The sequence below is a fragment of the Nocardia sp. NBC_00416 genome (assembly GCF_036032445.1).
Classification (GTDB): Bacteria; Actinomycetota; Actinomycetes; order Mycobacteriales; family Mycobacteriaceae; genus Nocardia.
In genome coordinates this window covers 2,036,401-2,062,148 of the sequence record NZ_CP107932.1, presented here as the reverse complement: position 1 = coordinate 2,062,148, position 25,748 = coordinate 2,036,401, and the positions used below count along the sequence as shown (strand labels likewise).

Annotated in this window: 1 protein-coding gene (running past one end of the window); it reads left to right on the top strand. The window is 70.5% G+C overall.

Going from position 1 to position 25,748, the window contains the following annotated elements; genetic code table 11:
- The first annotated feature begins 44 nt into the window (after positions 1-44).
- Positions 45-25,748 carry the beginning of a M3 family metallopeptidase gene (locus OG804_RS08290; protein WP_328395556.1) on the top strand. It continues 96,714 nt past the right edge of the window, so the window shows 25,704 of its 122,418 coding nt (coding positions 1-25,704); the start codon lies at positions 45-47; its stop codon lies beyond the right edge, outside the window.

Below are 25,748 nucleotides of genomic sequence, written 5' to 3'. Positions count from 1 at the left end.
GGCGGCGCCGGTGCGGTTCGGCCCGAAAACGGTTGTGAGCTGATATGGCCATACCGTTTCCTCCCGCTGAATTGGCGTGGGCGCTCGGCTGGGTGGCCGGCTCGGAAATTCCGGTCGGCAACGAGGATTTCGCCGAGGTCATGCGGACCGGATTCCAGGATCTGCAGAAGCAGATCAAGGAACAGGAACTGCCGAAGATCGACGACGCGATCCGCCAGGTCGAACAGGCCTACCCGGCGGGCTCCGGCGGTGAGGCGATCGTCAAGGGCCTGAAAGATCTCCGCTCGCAAGCCGAGTCCGCGAGCAAGAGCTACGGCCAACTCGCCGACGGCATCCACGGGTTCGGCGGCGAAATCGTATCGGCCAAGTGGAACGGGATCATCAGCCTGTCCTGGCTGGCCGGGGAGTTGCTCTGGGCGGTGACGATGGGGCCGGTCGGTCCCAGTATCGAGATCGCGGCGATCTCCTACGCCCAGATGATGTTCCGGCTCATCGGCTCGCGACTCACCTCGGCGATCGAACGACTGCTGGGCCGGGTGATCTCCAATGCCGTCGTCGCCGAGATCACCGCCAAGGTCGTCTACGAGATGATCCAGGAAGGCATCGTCGAAATCTTCCAGGGCACCACCCAGGAATTTGCGGTGCAGACGATCCTGATCGAGCAGGGCTACAAGACCGGCTACGACTGGGACGCGCTCTGGCAGAACGCGTGGATTTCCGGTGTCGCGGGCGCCGTCGGCGGTGCCGCCGGAAATCTGATGCACCATGCGGTGCAGGGCCTGCCGTGGCGGCCGAACGGATGGGGTGGACTGGGACGCGGCGCGATCGTCGGCGCGGGCGCCGGCCTGGCGGGGGCCATCGCGGCCTGGGTGGCGACCGGAATGAGCACGGGCAACTGGGAACTGGACCCGCGCTCACTCACCGGTGGTGTTCTCGGCGGTATCGGGCCCAGCATGTACTACGGCTGGCACGGCGGCGGGGACTACTCCGGTGCGCCGATGAGAGACGAAGACTTCCTGAGTGTCCGGGGCCGGGGGCCGGATGACGGTTCGGACCCGAACGACGGTTCTTCGCCGGCTCCGCGCGGTTCGTCCCCTGCCGGTTCGGGGCCGGTCGACCCGAATTCATCCCCAGTGGGTCCGGAGGGTTCGCCTGCGGCGGGGGACCCGGAAGGTGCGCCTACGGTAGATGGCCCGGAAGGTGCGCCTGCGGCGGGAGATCCGGAAGGTTCGCCCGAGGTGGGAGGTCCGGAGGGTGCGCCTGCGGCGGGGGACCCGGAGGGTACGGCCGAGGGGGACGCTGCCGGCGATCGGGGCGACGCGGACCGGGGCGAGGCGACGGTCTCCGGCGATCAGGACGATGCGGATCCTTCTCGCGGTCGAACTGCTTCGGGTGATGAGGATCCTGCGACAGGCGGCGGATCGAGCGGCACCCGGACCGAGGGCGGGGAAGGAAACGCGGCCGGCCCCGGCACCGGCCCCACGGGCGCTTCGCCCGGTACCGGACCCGACGCTCCGACGACCGGCGAGAGCTCGGCGGGGACCGCAGGCGCGGATTCGGATGCGGCGGAGCCGGGATCGGGCGGCACCGTCGGTGCCGACGGCGGCACGGTCCCGGGATCCACTTCCTCGCCCACTGCCGGTGGGCCGACGGCAGCTCCTGGATCTGCCGCGAGTTCCGGGGCTAGCGCGCCGGGTTCGGGGTCTGCCCCGGGTTCGAGCAGCCCGGCGGCGGCCCGGTCCGGTGCCGGATCGTCCGGCGCGACCGGATCGCAGGGGCGGCCCTCCAGCGCAGCACGCGGTCCGGCTTCCTCACGGAGGTCTGCAACACCGGGACAGCCGACATCACCGCAACCGGGTACACCCGACCCGTCGCGTGCCGGAGCCACTCCGGAGGGAAGCACACCGCGACCGAGCGGCGGGATGCAGACAGGTCCCGCCGACGGTGTACCGCCGTTGGCAGGCGTTCAGGGTGAGACGAACTCGGACTCCGATGCCGAGCCGACGACCACGCCGGAGCCGGAGCCGACGACCACGCCGGAGCCGGAGCCGACGACCACGCCGGAGCCGGAGCCGACGACCACGCCGGAGCCGGAGCCGACGACCACGCCGGAGCCGGAGCCGACGACCACGCCGGAGCCGGAGCCGACGACCACGCCGGAGCCGGAGCCGACGACCACGCCGGAGCCGGAGCCGACGACCACGCCGGAGCCGGAGCCGACGACCACGCCGGAGCCGGAGCCGACGACCACGCCGGAACCGGAGCCGACGACCACGCCGGAACCGGAGCCGACGACCACGCCGGAACCCGAGCCGACGACCACGCCGGAACCCGAGCCGACGACCACGCCGGAACCCGAGCCGACGACCACGCCGGAACCCGAGCCGACGACCACGCCGGAACCCGAGCCCACGACCACGCCGGAACCCGAGCCGACGACCACGCCGGAACCCGAGCCGACGACCACGCCGGAACCCGAGCCCACGACCACGCCGGAACCCGAGCCCACGACCACGCCGGAACCCGAGCCGACGACCACGCCGGAACCCGAGCCCACGACCACGCCGGAACCGGAGCCGACGCCGGAGCCCGAGCCCACGCCGGAGCCCGAGCCCACGCCGGAGCCCGAGCCCGAGCCGGAGCCGCAGGGTGATCCGGACCCGGCGGCCGACCCCGATGCCCCGGACCTGACCAACCAGTGCGCGCCACAGGTCACGGCTGTGGTCATCGGCCGCCATCCGGGTGCGGTCCAACCGATGGGCAATGTGGGGGCCGGCGGGGTCACCTCGACCGACTTCCAGAACCATATGGGCGGCAAACTGGTTCGCTCGGGGAGCGACCGGGGTGTCACGCCGGGGCAGGAAGCGCTGCGGCTGCGGCTCGCGGCCCAAATGGAGCGCGAGCGTTTGGCCGGCATGGGCAACCATGTGGAGAACGAGGCGCGCAAGCGCGCCAAGAAGCGGTCCAAACGGGTGGAGAAGGCCCGTGAACGGCTGCTCAAGCAACAGCGTCGGCTGTTGCAGAACGGGCAGGATACGGATTCGGCGGTCCAGGACCTGCAGTCGCTGCAGCAGGATTCGCAGCAGCAGTCGAGCCTGCAACAGCAACAACAGACGTTGCAGCTGCAACAGCGCCTGCAGGAAGTGCAGCAGCAGCTGCAGCAGCAGCTGGTCGATGTGGAGAGGGACCGAGCGGCACTGGCGCAGCCGCAGCTGGATCCGGAAACGGGGTTGCTGGTCACCCCGGACCCGGAGTCGGCGCGGGCCCTGGATCAACGCGAACAGCAGTTGCGGGAGGACGCGCAGCGGCGTGAGGACCAGCTGCGGGAGGAAGCTCGGCAGCGCGCCGAGCAGCTCCAGGAAGAGGCCGACGCCCGCCACGCGCGATTGCAAGCGTCCATCGATCGGTTGCAGAACCTGCAACGGCGGCTCACTCGCTTGGACGAGGTGCCGCGGCAACGGCTGCGCGCCGAGCGGGAAGCGGCCGCCGACCAGGCGCGGCAGTTGCGCGAGAAGGGCGAGTCCGAGCGGGAACGGTTGCGGAACTTGGCGGCCGCGCGCAGGGGGCAGGCCCGGCGTGACTGGCGCGCGGTGCCCGATAACGCGATGCTCGCCGAGCAGGTCGCGGAGCTCGGCGACGACGGCACGCTCGTGGTGGTCTACGCCTCGACGCGACAGACCGACGACGGGGTCCGCATCGGTCACGCGTTCGCGATGTACGCCGAGAACGGCGTGGTCATGGTCGACGACCCGAGCGAAGGGCCGCCGCGCGCCTTCGATCCGGACAATGTCCCCGAGGACCTGCAAAAGACTTGGGTGATGGGATTCCGCCACGACGGTTCGCTGGTGAATCCGCTGGCCGCCGGGTCGGGTGCGAACGACGATCGCACCGAAGAAGAGCTGCAGGCCGCGGTGACCTTCTTCCAGGAGGAACAGCAGCGACGCATCCAGCAGCTGCTGGATCAGGGCCTGACCGAGCTGCGTGAGCGGCAGCGCGCGACGTTGGACGAATTCGCGGATGCGGCGCGTACCGGCCGGATCACGCCGGAAGATCTCGACGCGCTGCGCGATCCGGACCGGTACGCCGCCGCGTTGGACCAGCTGGCCGGGGTGCCGATCGACGGCAATATGCCGGTAGCGGAGATGGAGGAGATCCTCGCCGCCCGTGACCGGCTGCGAGAGGTGGTGCCGCGTCACCATGAAATCGACCGGGCGTTGGGGACGTTCGCCGAACTGAACGCGCGACCGGTTCCGGGGCAGCAGCTTCGGTTGATGCAGGTGTACTCGCACGCCGCCCTGCTGTCGCGCTGGACCGGCTCGCTGAGCGATGTGGAGCTCTTCGCCGGGAAGATCTCGGAGGCCGACCTGTCCCGGCTGCTGTCCGCGGACTTCGAGGCGGAATTGACGCGGCTGCGTGAGGTGGGCGAGACGCGGCTGAACGAGGCGGAATCCACCCAGCCGCGCCGGGACCGCCTGGCGCGACTGCGTGAGGCGGCCGAGTTCACGGCGCAGTTGGACCGGCTGGAGGCTGTGGTCCGCCGCAACCATGAGCTGGCGGACCAGGTCCGGGCCTCGGAGGAGCAGCTTTCCCGGCAACCCGACCCGCTCAACCAGTCCACGCGGGACCGCGAGACCGCGCAGACCCGGGCCCGGGCCGAGCAGCGTTTGACCGAGACGGTGACCCAGCTGACCACTCAGCTGGACACCGCACGTCAGGAGATGGACGCGGCGGCCACGGCGTTGGGCGTCGACGAGGACACGCGCGCGGCGTTGTCGACGCCGGAGTTCGACACCGAACTCGACGGGTTGCAGGACTCGTCGCCGGAATGGCAGACGCTGTCGGCGAGCGCGCACTTCTATCACGACCTGGTCGGTGTGCTCGACCAGGTCACTGTTCTGCTCGCCCGGGTTCGCGGCGGCGATCAGCACTCGCAAGTGTGGTTGACCGATGCGGTGTGGCATGCCACCTTGGCCACCTCCTATGTCGCGGCGCTGGGTGAGGCGCGGGACGCGACAGCGACCCGGGTGTCGGAGTCGGAGTTGGCGCGGGTGCTCTCCGATCTGTTCGACCGGTCGGACGCCTTGCAGGAGAGTTGGACTCGGCTGGGACGCGAGACCCTGGACCTGAGGTCCATTGCGGGAGTAACCGATCGGGGGCCCGAGCAGGACGCCAACCTGGACGCGATGGCCGCGGAGGTCTTCGTCGTGGACGGACGCCCGCTCCGGATGGCCATCGCTGCCGGCGGGGTGCCGAATTCCATCGACGGCCACCGCGCGGCCGAAGTCGCGACGGCGGCGGCGCGGGACAGTCTGCGCGCGGCCCTGCGGCAGCACCCATCCGGCACCCCGCTCACCGAAGCGGACCGGGCCCGGATGGTGCGCGAGGCCATCGACGCGGCGCAGGCGGCCGTGCTGGAACTGACCGAGCGGGAGTACGCCGACGATCTTCTCCGGGCGCAGCGGGCGATCGACCTCGGCGCTCAACTGGTCATGCCCCCGCCGCAGACTTCCCTCTCGGTGGTGCTCGTCGACCCCGGCGCCGATGGTGAACCGGGTAACTACACCGCGGGCTGGGTCGGTGAGGCCCGGGTCGATGTGCTCGACCCGGCCGACCCGGACGCCTCCCGGACGGTCACCTTCGACCATTCCCCCATCGGTGATTTCATGGCCGCCGCCGCCGAGGCCGCCGGCGAGGCCGGGCAGGTGCTCGCGGGCAGCGAAGCGGACGCCGAGGCCGACCTCGGCCGGGCCGGCCGCAAGCTGGACAACGTGCTCGGTTTCGGCGGGCGGAACGAACAGGGTGAGGGCACACTCGGGGGCCCACCTGCGGAAGAGGGTCGGTATATCACCACCGGCCAGGTCTCCGATACGCAGATCGTGCTGGCGCGGACCGCCGGTCTGGGGGATGCCGACCGTCAAGCGCCTACCCTCGCACAGGCTTTCGCCGATAACCTCGGCAACCTGTCCTTCGCGCTGACCGACCTCGCCGACGACGCCCGCGCCGCCGGGGCGACGGGCAGCATCACCGGTGTCGCGGTGCAGTGCACCACGACCGAACCCGAGCCGCCCGCCGACCCCGAACCGGACAGCGAACCGGACGCCGACCCCGACGCCGAGCCGGAACCGCAACCCGACCAGCGCCCCGATGCGGCGCAGTTGCGGGCGGGCCTGGCCGATCTGGTCGCGTATCACGCTGCGCGCCGGACAATGACGGACGTGCTCGGCCAGTTGCGGGCGGCACGCGACCTGGATGAGACGAACTACCTGGATGGGCTGGCGGAGCGCCCCGAAGACGAGGGGCCGGGTCGGGAGGAGCGGCGGCTGCGGCCGGCGGCCCGGGCAGCGGTCGCTCGCTATCGGGAAGCGGAGCGTCAGGTCGGCGCCTTGGTCGATCTGCTCGGTACGGACAGGCCGCGCGGGCTCTCGCCGCGGCAGCGGCAGCGGCTGCTGAACTTCGGCGATGCGGTGGCCCAGTGGCACACCGTGAACGACGAGATATCGGCGCTGGACCCGGACACCGAGGTGGACGAGGTGACCACGGGGCGCATCGACGAGGCCACCCAGCGGGTGCACGCCGCCGCCCAGCGATTGGCCACCGATGCCGAGCTGCGTCCACTCGCCGAGCTGGACGAGGGGTGGGGGCCGGTGGACCTCTCCGAGGGGACCGCGGTCGTCGACGACTCCACCGAGCCGGTGGCGCATTTCGACACCGAACTCGGGTCGATATTCGGCATCAGTGACCAGGGCGCGAACGCGAATAAACCGAACAACCAGGACTGGATGGATTCGGTGGTGGTGCACACCCCGGACGGGCCGATCCGGATCTCGGTGGTGTGCGACGGCGTCGGATCGACCGTCGGCAGCCATCGCGCCGCGAAGGTCGCCGCCCGCGCTGCCCGCGCCCATCTGGCCCATTTCGCGTTCACGCAGCGGGGGGTCTTCACCACCGAGCAGGCCGACCAGGCGATGCGCGAGGCGATCGACGCCGCGCAAGCCGCCGTGGCGGCGGAGACCGACAGCGACGAGCGGACCACGATCGCGGCAGTCGTGGTGAAACCCGGGCGTGACGGGCAGCCGGGGCAGTACACGGCGGGCTGGGTCGGCGACACCCGGGTCCAGGTGCTGCGATCCGAGGGCGAGTCCGAGGCGGTTTCCCGGGACCATTCGGCGTTGCCGTACTACGTGGACGCCGAGGGGATGTCCCAGCGCGAGGTACTACGCGACCCCGATGCCCATACCATCGCGTACACGCTCGGCCGGGACGACGGCCCGCCGCCGCCCCACGACACCATGCACGCGCAGTACACCGCCTCGGGCACGCTCTCGGATACCGATTTCGTGCTGATCAGCACGGACGGTCTCTGGGGCACCAACCCGGACGCGGACGAGATGGATATCGTCCTCGACGGCGGCCGCAATACCGATCTGCGGGATATGGGCACCCGGCTGCTGAACCGGGCCCTGCTCAACGGCGGCGCCGGCAATGTCACGCTGACGCTGGTGTCCGCCGCCGCCGCCGACTCGACGCCGCGTCGGGTGCCGCCGCCGCCGGAGGGAATTCCGATCGGGCTCCGGCGGCACTACCGCGTCGTGGCCGACGAATACGCGGGCGCCCGTGCGCAGCTGTGGCAGCTGGCCGCACAGGCGGGGGCGAACCCGGAACGCCTGGCGTCGCCGGACCGTTTCGGCGCCGAGATGCGCCGACTGCGCGACGCCGAGGTCGCCGCGGATGTGCGGTTCCGGTTGGGTGTCGCGGTCCGCCATTTCCACGCGCTCTACGGCCAGGTGCGTGAGCTCCAGCAATGGCTCGAAACGAACGGCAGCCGCCCGCCGGTGCAGTGGACCGAGGACGATGCGGATTACCTTGCCGCGCTGGCGACGTGGTCCGGTGCGCTCGGTGAGCTGCGCGCGGCGACGCTGGCCGGTGTCGACGAAGCGTGGAGCCAGGGCCGTTACGAAGAGCTGGGGCTGCTGCTGGAGCTGCCCCGCCCGGTCGGCGACGGCGATCGGATGCCGGGCGATCCGGCGGTGGCGGCGGCGGCGCGCCGCTACACACAAGCATCGGACGACCTCCGGCTGAGCCTGCGGCAACTCGACGAAACCCGATCGACGGACGGCAGCCTGGAGATCCCGCCCGGGTTGCGGCGCGGGTACCGGATGCTCGTCACCGAGCGCGGCGCGGCGCGGCGTCAGCTGGGCGGGTGGATCGATGCACTGCCGGTCACCGTCGAGGACCTGGTCGGCGCGGATCACTACAGCGCGATCGAGGCGCTGCGCCAGCTCGCCGCCGAGGCTTCCAGCGAACAAGACGTGCTGCGGCAGCTGATCATCGAAGCCGCCGACGACCCGGAGGCGCGGCGCCATTTCGCCGACGATCTGGCACGGAGCGAGGAAACGACCCGCCGGATCAACTGGTTGATCCACACCACGCAGCGTTACCACCGGGCCGACAGCCGCATACAAGGCCTGGAGCGACGGATCCGGACCCACGGCGACGGGGCGGACTCGGTGCAGGCCCGGCCGCGGCCGACGCTGTCCCCGGCGCCCGAGCTCAGCGAGACCCAGCGGGACGCGCAGCGCGCGCGGGCGATCCGGCGATTGCGGACGATCCAGCTGTCGGCGCAGTCGCCCGCCGATGTCGAAGTCCTGTGGGGCGTGACCGATCTCAGGACGCGCCGGGCGATGATCGAGACGCTGCCCGATGTGATCGCCCGGATGGAGGGCATCCCGCACGCGGTCCGCGACGAGGCGATGCGGTCGACATTGCACCGCGACCGGGAACTGCTACGACAGCAGTTCGATCCGGATCCGCAGCGGGTGGCGATGGTGGACCTCCAGGTGGATCTGGTGGCCGCGGCCGAGCGGTGGGCGGCGCAGGCGCCCGGGCACCCGGCGGTCCATCTGATCGGTCCGTCCGGGTCGATGATGGTGATCGGCGACCTGGACGCCGCGGAAGAAGTCCGCTTCCACGCCGTGGACCACCACAGTCGGGGTGGAGTGTCGACGGTGATGCAGGCGACCGCCGCCGCGATCGACGGCGTCGCGGCGGCCGGACGGCCCGCGGCGGCGGTCGTCTGGATCGGGCCGGATGGTGCGGCGCTGGCCGGGGACGTGGCCGGGATGCTGAAGAACCGGGAGGGCAAGGGACTTCCGGCGCCGGATGTCGTGCTGGTCGGGCACGACGACACCGCCCCGCCGGCGCAGCAGGTGGACGGAGTCACGCAGGCCGATCCGGACCTGGTGTTGCACGCCTGGGACGATGCGGCGCTGGCGCCGCATCGCGACCGGATCGATATCGACGCGCCGGACCCCGGCGTCGCGCGCTGGGAGCCTTCGCATCGGCTGGAAGGCATTGCCAACAACTGTTTCCCGCAGGCCACCCGGGCCGGGTTGGCGCAGGTACTGGCCACCTTGGAGCAGAACCCGGAGGCCAATCGGGAGATGATCGCCGACCTGAAACAGCGGTTGGCGATGGTGGAGATGTTCGGCGTGCCCGAGAACGGGGTCACCGGCGATTTCGCCGCGCATCTGATCGGCGCGGACTGGCATCCGGACGGGTTCGCGGATTTCGACGCGATGGCCGCGGCGGTGCCCGTGGGCGGGGTGATGATCGCGACGGTGGCGTTCGAGGGTTTCCAGCGTGCGGGTGTGGTCGGTGCGCACGCGGTGGCGGTCTACTGGGACAACGGCGAACTCATGGTGCGCGACGGGGACCGGCGGCCGGTGTCGTTCGAGTCGTGGCGTCGGGGTCTGTCCGGTGTGGCCGGATTGCACGGCATCGTCATCAACGCCGACGGGACCGCGGCGGTACCGCTCGGCGAAGGCGGCCGGACACAGGGGACGGCGGGTATCGCGTTCCCCGTCGCGAATATCGGCGCGCTGCCGGGTGTCGCCGATTTCGGTGCGGCGGGTCGGCTGGGTGTGCCACGGGTGGAGCCGCCGCCGAACAGGGTGGAGACCGAACGTCTATTGGCGGCGGCGCGCGATGACTTGACCGCGCGCCGTGAGGCCGCGCGCGCCGCCATGAACACCGCGATAGCCGCTCTGGACCTGAACACCGAATCGCAGCGGAACCTGCGTGAGCGCAAACGTCCGAACGTCGCCGTCGCCGAACTCGACCGGCTGCGCGAGGACCTGCCTCGGCCGCCTGCCGATCCGCGGGCCGCCCTGGCTGCGGATCGACCGGCCGAACTGCCGCCCGGATGGCGGGAGTTGGCCGCGCACACCCACCACTACCACGAGCTGGCCGAGATGACGGACCAGGTCGCGGCTCTGTCCGCCGAGGTGCGGGAGCGCGAGCACGCACCGGACTGGCTCGCCGCGGCCGGGCGGTTCGCCGCTGTGCTGCCGAACTGGTCCGCCGGGGTCGAGATCGTGCGTGACACGGAACTCGGCGCGACCGACGCGACCGCTGTGCGTGAACTTCTCGGACAGGTGAGTTCCGCGATCGACCCGCTGGAGGCGACCTGGACGCAACTCGCCAGGGAGTCCATGGACCTGGGATCCGTGGTCGGGATCAGCGATCGGGGCCCGGACAAGCACGCCAATCAGGATGCGATGGCGGCCGACGTGATCTGGATCGGCGGCCGGCCGTTCCGGTTCGCGATCGTTTCCGATGGAGTGTCGGTGTCGTTGGACGGTGGCCGGGCCGCGTCCGCGGCGGTCGCGGCGGCTCGCCAGAGCCTGCGCGAGGCGCTGGAGGCACACGATCCCAGCACTCCGGTCACCGATCAGCAGCGCCGGAAGATGGTGGCCGACGCTATCGATGCGGCACAGCAGGCCGTCGAGAGGCTGATCGACCAGGAGTACAGCGAAGTTCGCGACAAAGCCCTCGCGGATATCGCCGCAGGCGCCGCGCAGAGCAGTATCGTGCGGCCGCCGCAGGCCACGATCGCCGTGGTGCTGGTGGACCCCGGGCAGGACGGGAAACCGGGACGGTACACGGCGGGCTGGGTCGGGGACAGCCGGGTCGATCTGCTCGACCCGGCCGACCCCGCCAAGTCACGCACGGTGACCTTCGACCACACGGCCGTAGGGATGGGCCTGCTCTACGATGCGATCGACGCGGCGAAGGCGGCCGATCCCGGCGCCGACGCGGCGCAGCTCAAAGACCAGGTATCCCACGTCGTCGAAGCGACGCCGAGCAGTGGCCCGTTGATGAACGTGCTCGGGTTCGGCATGCAGAACGGGCAGGGCTACGGCGCGCCCGGCGGCCCTCCTGTGCAGGGTGCGCAAAGGCACGACAGGTACCTCAGCGACGGCGATATCTCCGATACCGAGATCCTGCTCGTGCACACCGACGGGATCGGCGGGCAGAACCGCCAGGCATCGGCGTTCGCGCAGGCCTTCGCCAGGCACAACGGCGACCCGGCCGCCGCGCTGGAAGAGCTGATCGACACGGAGCTGACCGACGACGAAACCGACAACATCACCGGCATAGCGGTGCTGGGGACGCCGACCGAGCCCGGCGACCCGCCGCCGGTCGGGCGAGATCAGCTCGAAAAGGGATTGCAGACCCTGCTCGACCATCACCGGGCACGCCTCGAGATGGTGCGAGCGGCGACACCGGTGCGGCGGGCACGCCGGATGGATGCGGCAACCGGACACCCGGCGGACAGCGAGGATCCGGGCCCGTCGGAGCGACCCCTCCTCTTTTCCTTCTCCACGAAGGTCCACAGCTTCGAGGAATCGCTGCGGAAGGTCGGCGAGTTCGCCGACCTTCTGGGCGCTACCCAGCGCAGACCGCTTTCGCCGGAACAGCGGCAGGCGCTGACGCGCTATGCCGCCGCGGTGGCGGAGTGGACGGACGCGCGCATTGTCATGCAGCAGGCCACGGACGCGTTCAAGGGACAGTCCGCGCCGCAACAGCATGCGCGGGTATACGATCCCGGTCCGGCGTGGGAGCGTTTGATCCGGGCCGGTGACCAGGTCGAGGTGGCTGCGCGGCGGCTGGCGGCCGATCCCGCACTGCGGCCCGTCGCGGTTCTCGGCGGGCCGTGGGCGGAGCGCTTCTCCCTGGACAGCCTGCCGGCGCAGCCGCCGCCGGCGGACCTCGACAACGAGGCCGTCGATTCTTTCGAAACCGATCTCGGTTCGATCTTCGGGATCAGCGACCGCGGAACCCATGCGGGGCGGCAGCGCAACGAGGATTGGATGATCTCGGCGGTGATCCACACCCCCGAAGGACCGATCCGGATCTCCGTGGTGACCGATGGCGAATCGGAGAGCGGCGGCGGCCACCACGCGGCCAAGGTCGCGGCGGAAAAGGCGATGGAGCACCTGAAGGCGGCCGCGAGCCAGGGGCGGCGGCTGTCCACCGCCGAAGCCGAAGAGGCGATGCGCGGGGCGATCGCCGCGGCACAGTCCGCGGTCGCGCAGCTGGCCGACGACGAATCCACGCCCAAGACCGCATTCGCGGGCGTGATGGTGCAACCGGGCCTCGACGGGCAACCCGGGGAGCACACGACCGGCTGGGTCGGCAACACCCGGGTTCAGGTACTCCGGGAGGGCCGCCGCCGCTCCGAGACAGTGACGACCGACCACACGGAACTCGCGCATATCATGCGGAGCCGGGGGATGTCCGAACGCGAGGCGCTGCGTACCCGGCGGGGCCGGGCGGTGCAGCACATGCTCGGCCGGGGTGAGGTCCTGCCGGTTGACAACGTGCGTTCCGGCACGGTCACCGCCACCGACATCGTGTTGATCGACACCGACGGGCTGTGGATCACCCAACCCGATGCCGACGAGCTGGCGAAAGTTGTACACAGGGAGAAGGGCCTCCCCGGGCAGGGCAGGCGCTTGCTGGAAACCGCGCTGCGCAAGGGGAATGACAACATCACCCTGACGATGGTGTCGTGCGCGCCGAGCGAGCCGCCGCCCCGCACGCTCCCCGCGCCCCCGTCGGGCCTGCCCGCCGGGCCGCGTCGCGAGTATGCCGCGCTGGCACAGGAGTACGAGCGGTGGTGGACCGAGCTGCGCGGTCTGGCTCGCCGACTGCCGCCTGCGGCGAATCTGGATCATCTGACCTCGCCCGAACGGATCGATGGCAATTTGCTGGCCATCCAAGGCGCGGCCACGCTGCAGCTGCAGGACCGGTACATGTCCCTGCTGGAGATCACCGCCCGGCACTTCCAGGAGTTGGGGGCGCGGGTGGCCCGGTTCCAGACCTGGCTGGACGGGTCGGCGGACCGGCCGGGTCGCCACGATGCTGTGGCGGATTACGTGTCGGCCCTGGGCGATTGGGCGGTCACGCTGCGCGAGCAGCGGGAGGCGTTGTCGGGCCGGGCAGCCGAGGCCGAGATCCTGCTGCGTTCGGCACGGGACGTCGACAGGGTGCAGATCTACAACAAGCTCATGAGCCTCACGATCATGCCGCATCCGATCGGCGACAGTGATCCGCTCCGGAACGAGCGGGACCTCACGTCCGTGGTCCGTCGGCAGGAAGAAGCGCTACAGCGAGTTCGCCGTGTCGAACGGCGACTCTCCGTCGCCATGCCGGAGCCCGCCGCGAGCGGTCGCGATCCGAGCCTGCGGATGAAAGCGGAGCCGGAGGGAGCCGCCAGGGCGATCCCGCTCGGCCTGGCGACCGGGTACCGGATGGTGGCCGATAGCCGCGACAATGCGTTCGCGGTGTTGCGCGAAGCGGTCGGACAGCTGCCCGCCGAGACCGTCGCCGACCTGCGGCTCACGGTCATGGAACTGATCGGCGAGGACAGTGCGCAGGCCCGCGGTCGGCTGCGCGAATTCCTGACAGCCGAGGACGAGCGCGCGGAAAGCCTGGCGGAGCAGAACCGGTCGCTGCCCGCCGCCGCGGTGGCGCGCAACAATCAGCTGGAACGGGTGCTGGTCGCGGCACAGCGATATCACGTCGCGGCGGAACGGGTTCGCACGCTGCAACAGCGAATCGACGCACACCAGGGCGGTCTGAGTTCAGAACGATCCCAGCCGCGTCCGGCGCTGCAGGAGGACCCCGGATACAGCCAGCTGCAATACGACCGAGCCATGGAACGGTGGGACAGTATCCGGTCGTGGGCGCGCACGGCCCATGAGATGGCGATCGCGTGGAATTGGACCGACCCGAAGACGCAGCGGGCGTTGATCCAGGCGCTGCCCGAAACGGTCGCGACCACCGAAGGATTCCCGCCCGCGGCGCGCGACGAGGCGACGCGATTGATGTTGCGCCGCCGCCGGGAAGAGCTGTCGAGGGCGGCCGAACCCACCCCTGAACAACGCCGGCAACTGCGGGTCGTGAACTCCCGGGTCGACCTTCTCGCCGCCGCCGAACGATGGGCCGCGCAGGTGCCCGGCCATCCGAACGTGCAGATGCTCGGCACTACCGGCACACTGCTGGTGATCGGTGACCTGGCGGCCGCTGAGACGGTCAGCATCCATGCCGTGGACCGGAATTCGCCGGCGGCCGAGCAGACGTTGGAGCGGGCCACGGCCGCCGCGGTCGATGAGGTCGCCACGGCGGGTCCGGCTACCGCCGCGGTGGTGTGGGTCGGACCGGACGGTGCGGCGCTGGCGGAGGCGGTGGCCGGGATGCAGACCGCCCGGGTCGCGGCCGGGCAGTCGGAGGCCACGGTGCGCCTGGTCGGTCACCTCGACGTGGGCGTCGCCGCACGCGCCGCGGACCCGAACCTGGTGTACGACGCCCGCGCCCACGAGGCGCTGGCCGGCTACGCGGATCTGATCCACGCCCAGCATGCGGACCAGGGTCTGGGCGTATGGCTGCCCGCGCATCGGATCGAAGGCATCGCCAACGACTGCTTCCCGGTCGCCGCCCGCATCGCGCTGGAGCGAGCCCTGGTAGCCCGGTTGCGGATCCCGGACGTGGACCCGGACACCGATACCGTGGTCGCCGACCTGCGCCGGCGGATCGAGATGCTGGACGCGATGGCCGCTTCGCCCAATGGGGTGTCGGGCGAGATGGGTGCGTTGCTGGTGGGCGCCGACTGGGATCCGCTGGGCTTCGCGAATTTCGACGCGATGAAGAGCGCCGTGCCCGAGGGCGGGGTGATGATCGCCTCGGTGGCGTTCGACGGATTCCAGCGTGCGGGTGTGGTCGGCGCGCACGCGGTGGCGATCTACCGGGAGAGGGGCGAGGTCCGGGTGCGCGACGGAAAGGGCCCGTCGATCGACTTCGAGTCCTGGTGGCGGAGCCTGTCCGGCGTGGCCGGGTTGCACGGCATCGTCATCAAACCCGACGGCACCGCCGTGGTCGAGCTGGGTCCGGGCGGCCGGACCCGAGGTGTTATGGGCAAGGCGTTCGCGGTCGCGAATATGGGCGCCGCGCAGATGCCTCGAGCTCCCGGCGAAGCCGTGCGGGGGGCCCGGGTAGCCGACCTCGGCCCGCAACTGACCCGACTGCAGGACGAGGCGTACACCCGATCTCCGGGCCTGGCCGCCACGGTTCGGCTCGAGCTGCTGGCACGCCGCGGGGACCTCACCGAGCGGGGGGAGTGGTCCGACCCTCGTCAGATTCTGCTGCCGGATACCCCGGAGCGGGCCGGATGGGACACCAGGCTCGTCGCCGCACGCGCCCGGTTGGCGGAACTGCTCGAAGTGTCGCCGACGGTGCTGGCCGACGAGGTGCTGGCCGCCCAGGAATTGGCGGATCTGCGGGATCGGACCCACAAGTCCCCGGAACTCATCGCGGCGGAACGCGACTTCCGGTGGCGGCACGAGCTCACACAGGTGATGCATCGGATCGACCGGATCGAAGCGCGGGCCGGCCGGATCGTGGAATTGCGGCAGCGGCTGCACGCGGCGGTCCGTCAGGTGCAGTCGGGCGGGGACACCGCGGAGTACCGCCGGCTGGTCGCCCAGGCGGACCGGCTGGAAGAACTCGCCGCCGACCGGGAGAACCTGGATCGCGAGACAGCGGCGGTGCGGGAACATCTGAGCCGGCCCGCGCAGCACCTGAGCCGGGACGCGCAGCACCGGATGCGGACGGAGCTGGGCAGCGCCTACGAAAACGCCGGCCTGTTGCTCTACGGCCTGCTGGACACCGACACCCGGCCGGCGCGGTTGCCCCGCGCGCAGCTGGTGGAGTTCACCCAGCTGCCCGCCGAACTCACCCAGCGGGAACCACGCGACGGCGCGGAAGAGCTGCTCGTCGAACGTGCCCGGCGGGCCACGGAATTCCTGGCGCTACGCGACCAGCTGGAATGGGATCGAGAACTCGACGGGCACGCCGTCACCGCCCGGACCCTCGACGAACTGCTCGACAGCGGGCTGGCCGAGGCGGTGCGCGACCCGGCGCGAACTGCGATCACGCGGCGCGGCGATGTGGGACCCGAGCTTGTGCGCGCGCGCCGCGCCGCCGCCGGAAACCGCCTGTGGTATCGGCAGATCCGGATCGCCGAGACCGGGGACCGGGACTTCGCCGCGGTGGGTCCCGAGCAGCTGGCGGCACTGCGGGGCGAACGGGCGCGGGTGGCCGCGCCGGTCGAGGCGCTGCTTCGGGACCTGGGCCTGGGCATGCCGACCGAAGCTCAGCTGCGCGGCGGATACCGGGAACTGTTGCGGCAGGTGCGCGAGGCCGCGGCCGGTCGCCGCACCGGCCCGGACGAGGAGGCCCGGCCGAGCGCTCAGGAGCTGCGACAGCTGCAGGCGCTGCGCGACCACGATCGGGCCGTTCGCGAGCTCGAACAGTTCCTGGCCGCGGGCGAGCGGATCGAACGAATCGAGGCGCTGTCCGCGGCACTGCGCGAGGCGAGGGCCGAGAACGCGAGCGCGGCAGTCCGATTCGCGGACTGGTCCCGGATCGCGGCGGCCGATCCGTCGAGTGAACTCGCCGCGATCCTCGGCCGGACGCGGGACTGGAAAGATGCGCTGTGGCGCACCGAACTGCGTGCACACGGGGAATCCCTGCGTACCGCCCAGCGGGATCCGGAAAAACTGCGGATTTCGGGCATACTCCTCGAGCTCGCCGACGCCGCCGATGCCCGCGCGAACTGGTCGCGACGGGTAGCCGCCCTGGATCGGTTCGCCGAACAACTCGACACCACGGCCGGGGATCTGCGCCGGGCCGAGGACGAACTCGCCGCCCTGCCCGCGCGGCACCCGGGCGACCACGCCACCATCGCCGCTCGCCGCGGTGAACTGTCCGCGCGGATAGCCGGACTCGACGCGTCGCTGACCGACACCCTGACCCGGGCCGGGACCGATATCGAACGACATCGGCAGGCCGAGCCGTCCGGCGGCCCGCGCCCCGGCACCGGTCCGACCGACGGCGTGCGCCCCCGCCCGCCCGTCCGTACCGAACTGCCCGCCGGACTCCCGCTCGCCGACGGCTCGACCCCGCCGCAGCGCCCGACCGCGCCCCAGGTGCTGCACCTGCTCGGCGACACGCCCCAGTTGTGTGCGGGCGTGTCGATGTGGTTCGGCGAGAAGGTCCTGGGCCTGCCGGTACGCGCCCCGTCCTTGCAGGACCGCAAACTCCAGCTCGACGGGATGAGCCCGAAGGCGATCGCGCAGGCAACGGGCGCGAACTGGATGCCGGGCGGATTCGAATCGCTCGACGAGATGTACGTGATCGCCGAAAGCGGCGGCGTGGTGTTCGGGGCGGTCGACTTCGGCGACGTCGGCGCGCACATGTTCGTGGTGTACCGGGGCGACGACGGTGAAGTGCGCGTGCACGAATACACCGCCGGCCAGGTGCGCGACGTGCGGTTCGACGACTGGGACAAGCCCGAGGGCCCGCTGTACGGCATCGTCTTCGACGAGAACGGCCAGCCGCTGCACGAACTGCAGCCGGGCGAGGAGCCGCCGGACCACCCGGGCGTGGACCATCCGGGACGCAACCTGGGCGCGCGCTTCGACCACCCGGACGACGACGCGTCCCGGCCCGCTCGACGACCGGACGCGCCGGATCTCCCGCCGGCGTTGGGTGCAGACCTGATCCATCTGCGCAACACTGCCCGCGCTGCGCATCGGCGGGACCTCGCCGCGTTGTTCCCGGATCCGGAATCGGTGGACGTTGCCGCGCTGTTGCAGGAGGGGGAGCCGTCCCTCGAGCTGGATCGCTGGATCGCCGCGCGCGAGGAAGCGCGCCGGATGCTGAATGCGTCGATCGACGAGGCGTCGTCGACCGATGAGCAGCGCCGGGAGCGCCGGGTGCCCGAAGACCTGCACGACGACGCCGCGGTCTTGCAGGCGCTGGCGAATGTGGCCGAATGGCGTGGGAAACCACTCGAGGTGGAGCGTGCCGAGAAGAACTTCCGCACGCTGTACGCCGCCGTGGCGAGTGTCGAAGACGCCCGCACCTTCGCAGGTTGGGAGCGTCGTATCGATGCGCTCGACAACGCGTTGCAGGCGGCGCACGCCCGCCGGGGACACGGCGAGGTCGCCGAGCGGGACTACACCGCGCTGATGGCGCATGCGGTGCGCCTGAACGATCTGGCCCGGGCCCTGACGCAGACGCAACGGGCGGCCGAACTGCCGACAGTGGTCTTCGGCGGGTTTCTCGACCTAGAGTTCCACGACCTGACTCTCGAGCAGACGCAGACGACGGTAGGAAAGCGGACCCGCAGCGAGCTCGAGAAGCAACGTGACGGGGCCGAGCGGGAGTTGCTCGCCTACCTCGAGTCGGATTCGGTGCCGGCGCTCACCGAGCTCGAGCAGATGATCTCCGGCATGGTGGATCGATCGCACCCGGTGCGAGAGACGGCCAGGGCCTATGCCGAGCTGGTGACGTTGATCGACGCGCTGGACGAGACCGAGCGACGGATCGGCGCGGCCCGAGGCATCGCGGCGGCCTTCGACTCGGCGCTGGTTTCGACTCCGTCGCGGGAATCGGATACCGCGGTCGCCCCGAACGAGACGCTCGATCGGTTCGCCGCCGAAATCGTCGTGCTCGAGGAACGCCTCGAACTATCGGCCGCGGAGGTGGCCCGGGATCTCGCCGAGGAGTCGCACGGTCAGCTGGGGCTGAGCGTGAACGACGACGGCAGAGCCCTGGCCGTGGCCCTGGGCCAGGCGAAGATACGGATCGCCGCGGCGGAGGGGGTCCAGATCGCCGCGGTGTCCGACGATCTGGTGCGCAGCATCGTGGAGAATGCCGAACCGGGTCCCACGCGCGTCCATGCCCGGGTCCACCAGCTGCTGGCGTCCCTGATCTCGATCCAGGAACAGTCGAACCGGCTGTCGACCTGGTCGCGCGGGTTGGACGCGCTGGTCACCGCCGGTCGGCATCTGTACGCCCAGCAGCAGGCTGCCGCCGACCGGTACACGATGGCGCGCGGCATCTACGACCTGTACTTCTCCGACGCTCCCGGTGCCGAGCGGATCCCGGTGAACCCCGACCTGTTCCGCGATTCGCAGATCCTGCAGGGTATGCAGCAGGAACTGTATGTCCGGCGCGCCGAACTGGACCGCGCGATGGGCCAGGACGCGAAGAGCGATGCCGAATTGGCGTACCACGGGCGGATTCTCGACCAGCTCCGGACGGCCGCCGAGGAACACCGGGACCTCTCGAACCGGTTGGCGCGGTTGGATACGCAGCTGCTGCAGGTCGGTGATCTCGTCGCGAGGCGCGCGGTCGCGCAGGCGGAGTCCAGGAGTCGCGCGGGTCGGCTGGTCGAACAGGCAAGGGCGCAGGGTATCTCAGCGGCCGAGTTGGGCGCCTCGTCGCAATGGTCACGCCGGCTGGCCCGACTGCACGACCAGGCTGTCGCCGAATTGGTGGACCTGTGGACGCAACAGAGTTCGGAATCCGACGGGGACGCCGCGCTCGCTCGGGTGGGCGGTCTGGACGGTCTGGTGCGGCTCGCCGCGGAGTTCGACCGGCTGACACGGGAAGTCGTCGAACTCGAGGGCGAGTTGGACGGTGCGCTCTTCTTCGGAACCGTTCCCTCGGCTCTGGCCGCGGCCGCCGAGGGCGCGGGGCCCGCGCTGGTGCCCTATCAGCACCCGGACACGCGCCTCATTGTCGATCCGGTGGGCTCGTTGTCGGCACACGAGCTCAACCAGTGTGCGCGCGCTGTACTCACCGATTTCGCGCGGCAGTACGGGATCGATGCGCGCCGACTGTTGTCGGTGTTGGGTGCGGAGAACCTGTCCGGGACATTCGTCAGCCGTATCGAAGCTGCTCTGGGGCAGCTGACGCCGGACGCGGCGCCCTTGCTGTCGCAGGAAGTGGCCGATCTCGCCACGGTGGAAGAGATGTTGGGTGAGTGGGCGGACCGGCGCGAGGGGGTGCGCGCGGGCGACGGCGACGGGGTTGGGGTGCTGGTATTCGTCCCCACCGCGCCGGGCAAGGACGGCAAGGGAGCCGTCGGCCATACCTACTGGCTGCGGCGGACGGTCGACGAGGCCGGCAACCCGCATATCGAGCGCCGCGACGTCGGCAGGGGTGTGTACGAGCGGGATCTCACCGTGTCCCCGGACGAAGTGGGCCACAAAGTATTCGCCCTGTTCGTGGACAACAAGGCCGAACCGCGCCATGTGCACGCGCCGGGCAAGGTGTTGCGGCTGCGCGAAACCGGCGAGGACTTCAAGGTCGGCGCCACTCCGGATATGCCGCCGTACGTGGAGCCCCGGGAGGTGCTGCCGGTAGCGGCGCCGGATATCGGGCCGCTCGGCGCCGACCTCTCGAACTCGGAACTGGACCGGGCCAATCGGGCGGCGCTGGCTGGGGCGCGGCAGCGGCTGCGGGATCTGCCGGCCGCCGAGCAGACCGAGGAGACGGCGTCGCAACTGGCCGAACTGGACCTCTGGGTGGACCGGCTGACCGTCGCCGAACGGTGGGCCACGCAGATGCCCGGACATCCGCCGATCCACCTGCTGTCGATCGGGTTGCCCGGTAGTCCGGCGCCCACCGTGCTCACGGTCGGCAGTGTGCGCGAGATGAACAAACTGGTCGTGCACGTGACGGCGGCGTCGGAACGGCAGTCGGCAGCGGACATTGACAGTGGCGACGTCGATACCGACCTCGTCCGGCTGATGAACGAGCTGTCCCGGGAGCCCGGAGGTTTCTCGCAAGTCGCGATGCTGTGGGTCGAACCCGACGGCGCCCCGCAAACCGGAGATCCTGCCGTAATGGGCGCCCGCCTGGCGGAAGACGTTCACCACAAACTCCTGGACAACCGCGAAAACCCCGCGGACCCGCTCATGCTCAGTTTCGTGAGTGACGGCGCCGGCAGCGCGCTCGCCAGGGCAGCGGACAGTGCGCAATTGCTGGCGGAGCACTATCCGGTTTCGGTACGGGTCGATGATTTCCGCACCGAGGCCACCCGGATCCCGGTCGCCGCCGGACGTGCGGAGGCCGTGGTGCGTGCGGCTCTGCAGTGGGCCGGGCTCGCCGATATCCGTGACATGCTGCCGCCCCCGGATGCCGACGACGACGCGATCCGCGAGCAGGCGGCGGCCAACGCCCGGAACTGGCGGCAATGGCCGCCGTACGCGCGTCGGGCATTGCTGTTGCGGTACCCGCACGTGCTGGCCGTGGTGCCCGGGCTGCCGCAGTCGGTGCGCTATGCCGTCGCCGCCGCGGTGCTACAGCGAGTGGCCACCGGGGACGACCAGGGAACCGTGTGGCGCGACGACGAGGCCGGGACCGATTCGGCTACGCCGGCGTATCTGCTGCAGAGGCGCGGCGCGATCGCCGATGAAGTCTTCACCGGGTTCGGCCTGGTGGATAACGCCTGGTTCCGGGCCGAGGTCGCCGGGGTGCAGAGCACGGACACCGGACTGTCGATCACGGTGACAGTCGCCCTCGAAGCGGGCCCGCCGGCCCGGGTCACGGTGGAACTGGACCAGGTCGACGGCCGGCTGGTCGCCCGCTATCGGTCGGTCGACCTGGGTCCCGACGCCGGTCGGCTCGCGCCCGCGCTGCGGCAATTGCACGACCGGGTCGGCGCCTGGCTGGCTCGTTCGGACAGCGAGTGGGCGGCCGACAGCGCGACCGCGCCCACGCGGGACATCCCGGACAGTGCGGTTCCGCAAGAACTCGTCTCGCCCCAGCGGTTCGCGACGGTGGTCAGCGATGTGGACTCGTTCGACGGCGACGCATTGGACCCGCTGCGCGAGAAGCTGTCCGAATTCATGCACGGGTGGTCGGTGTGGTCGCCCACGTGGACGCTGGCCGACATCACCCGCGCGTTGGACAGCATGGACGAAACCGGTGGCGGTGATATCCGGATCGACATACAGGCTGTCGAGGGTCGCCTGCGGGTGACGCTGTCCGACGACAGCGATCAGCTCATCCCCGCTCCGCTGGCCGATTCGGTCGGCCGCGAGAAGTGGTACCGCTCCGGAGTGGAGCGCGCGGGCGCCGCGGGCAGACGTGTCTGGTTCGAGATCGTCCCCGGATCGGCACAACTCGTGCCGCTGGTACGTGATGCCCTGCGCGGCGCCGACAAACGCGACGTAGCACAATTGATGATGCCGCTGGTGCACGTGGCGGCCGGAGTGACCGCAGCGGGCAACACCGGCCGGTTGGTCGCGCAGCTGTGGGAGGCCGCCGGTCCCGAGTTGCAGCCCGAACTACTGCGCTGGTACCCACATCTGAGCGCCGCGTTCGGTGTACTCGCGGTTTACGCCATGGATCCGCCGGTCGAGGACGCGCTGCGCGAGGCGGCTGACCAGGTGCGGGAGTGGCCAGGTCGCAACAGTCTCGAGCGGCGGCGCCAGCTGACATGGCAACGAACCCTGGCCGACAACACGATCGTGCCGGGTGTTGTCGAGGGTCTGGGACGGGAATTGCCCGGTCTGCCGGTGCGGTCGCTGCCGGGTGCCCATCTGCAGGACCGAGGCGAGAACGGAGCAGTGACGACCGGTGGTCGTTACCAGGCCCGGGCGGTCGTCGGTGATCCCGAACGCGCCGAAACCGTGATCTGGTATCAGGCCGGTGCGGTATCCGATGCGGCGGATCTCGCGCAAGCCGTCGCCGAAGCGGCTGGTTACCTGCGGGATGTCCAGGGTACGGGCGACGGCGACGGGCGGCCGCAACCGGTGGCGATGATCCTGACGGTCGACTACGATTTCGCCACCGCCGAAGGACCGTCCGATCTGTGGTCCCGCATGCTGGACGAGCGCGAAGCCCACGCCGTCCAACACCTGGCCCAACACGTCGCAACCATGAACGCCGCGTTCGACACTCGTCGCGACGGCAGTCGGCCGACCGTTCTGCTGGTCGGCCGTCGCGGCAGCAGCGCAGTCGTCGAAAACGCCGCCGGGATACCGGATATGGATCGGGAATACGACGGGATCGACACCCGGGATCCGTGGAACCCGCTGTTGGATCCGGCGGAGATCGCACTCGATGCCGAGCGGCGGGCCGCCGCTGAGCAGCTGGCGTCTCGGTTGCTGGAGCTTGCACCGGACCACACCGCGTGGCAGGTCATGTCGCTGTGGCAGAGACCGGGCTTCGGTCCCGAGAGCATGGAAGACGTCGCCCGCGTATTCCCGGAACTGGTCGTGAACCTGCGTGGCGTGCCGTTGTCCGCGCGCCACCTAGCCGTCATGCAACTGCATGCCGCTCGGCTACAGGAGGCGCGGGCTTCCGGCGACACCGCGCACACGCGGGAACTCGAGGAAACCCATCGGACGTTGCGGCGGCTGGTGCGGTCGATGGACCGGCTACCGCCGACGCCGGAGGCCGCGATATTGGCCGCCGACGGTTCGGTCGTCGCCATCGGGAACACCGGATCGCCGACCAGCCTGGCCGTGTATCTCTCGGTCGGACTCGAGAACAATATCTCTCCCGACCACGGGATACAGGAGATGATCGCCTCGCACCACGCCGAGTGGGTGGGAGCCGCCAGCGGGTCGCAGCAGGAGCAAGCGGGACGGCTGTCGCTGTCGTGCGTCGGCAACGACCTGCAACAGGTGATCGACTCCCTGACTCGGTTTTTCGATGTGCAGCTGTTGACGCCCGGCCAGGCCGATTCCTCGATTCCCGAGCTGTTCCCCCGGATAGTCGTATTGGACAACCCTGACCCTGACGCGCCGGCGCCCGCGTTGCACGACGGCCTGATTCACCAGGCGGTCACGGCCGCCCATCATCGGTCTTTCGCCGCAGCCGCCCTGCGGCAGTTCGCCGATTTCGTTCGCCAGGGCACCGACGGAGAAATCGACCTGGACTGGGCCGGGTTGTTGCGCCCGGGCCCGGAAGGGGCCTCGCTGCGCGCGGACCTGGCCGAGCGGCACGGCCGTGCGCGGGACACGATGGCCGCGTTGATCGCCCGGGACCGGCTCGGCGCGGACGCGGATCCGGCAGCTCTGGCGGTCGAGACACGGCGGCTGTCGGCGGCCTTGACCGACCGTTTGCTCGCCGGTCCGCTGGTGGAGGGTCCGGTGTCGGATCGAGACCGTCTGGTGCTGGACTCGGAGTGGGCAGCGGCCAAGGAGGCCCTGGTCGCGTACGACGGGATGGTCGCCCAGCTGGCGGAGTTCGACCGGCACGACACTACGATGCAACGCCTGGTCGAAGTGGATCGTGGGATCCGGGCGGTCCTGGCGCAGTTCGAGGAGGGTCTGGAGGCACGCGACGAATTGCCCCGGGTCGCCGAACAGTTGGGAAAGTTGGCCGAGGATCTCGCCGCCGCCGAATCCGCCGCCGAAGACCATCGGAACACCCTGAACGAGGCCGATCTGCGCCTCGTCCGCGAGCTCGGACTGAACCCGAAATGGCCGCCCGCGCTCGTGGCGGCCCAGCCCAGGTTGGCAGAGCAGCTCGAAACAGCGCGGACCGAGCAGATCGTTTTCGGCGGTCCCGAATACGACACGCGGGTCAGTGAACTCGAACATGCGCTCGCTATGGTCACGACACAAGCCGAGTATGTGACCGGGCTGCATCTGCTGCGCAATCTGTTCGACAGCCGGCTGGCCGATCTCGCCGGGCAAACTCGGCGTCGCCCCGCACTCGATGTCACGCTCGGCCAGAATCTGGCCGTCCTGCGCGCCGAAGCCGACGAACTGCAGACCCGCCAGTGGCGGCAGCCGCAGTGGGAATTCCGGACGGAGCCGTTCGTCCTGGGTGCGGAAGGTCTGCCGCCGTGGCGGAGCCGGCGGGCGCAGGTCGCCGCGCGGATCGCCGAGTGGTTGCAGATCGACGCGGATTCGCTGACCTCCGAGCAGGTGGCGGCGGCGAGCGCCTCGTTGATGGAGGAGCTCGACCAGCGCGGGCACAGCGCGCGAGACCTTCGCGAGGTCACGCTGCTGCTCACGATCGACCAGTTCATCGCCCACATCGAGACGATGCGGGCCGCGGAGAACCGGGCAGAGTGGCTGCGTGAGCTGGAGAGTCGGCTGATCGACGCGCGCGAAGAGGTATTGGCCGCCGAGCGGTACTTCCACAGACTGCGGGCTCAGCTGATCGCCCGTTCCCCTGCCGACGCCGAATACCTGAGTTTCCGACCTGACACGGTCGACCTGCAGGCCCGGCTCGACACGGACGTCGAGACCGTCGACGGCCAGTGGCGTCACGATCTGCTGCGGCAGCTGATCGCGACCGTCGAAGACCACGCCCGGATGCGCGAGCAGTTCGACGGTCTGACCGCCGGCGCCGGACGGCTGGAAGCACTGGCCGCGGAACGCAACGACGCCGTCATCCTGCGCGACACCGACACCGCCGCCGCACTCGATCGTCGGATCGACAGCGAATTGGAGCGGGTCGCCCTCGGTCGCCTCGATGAACCGATCGACCGCCGGATAGAACCGGCGCCGGGACCCACCGACGGAATCCGCGAGACCCCACCTGCGCAGGCGCTACCGGAGGTCGACCCGTTCGCGGCGATCATCGAG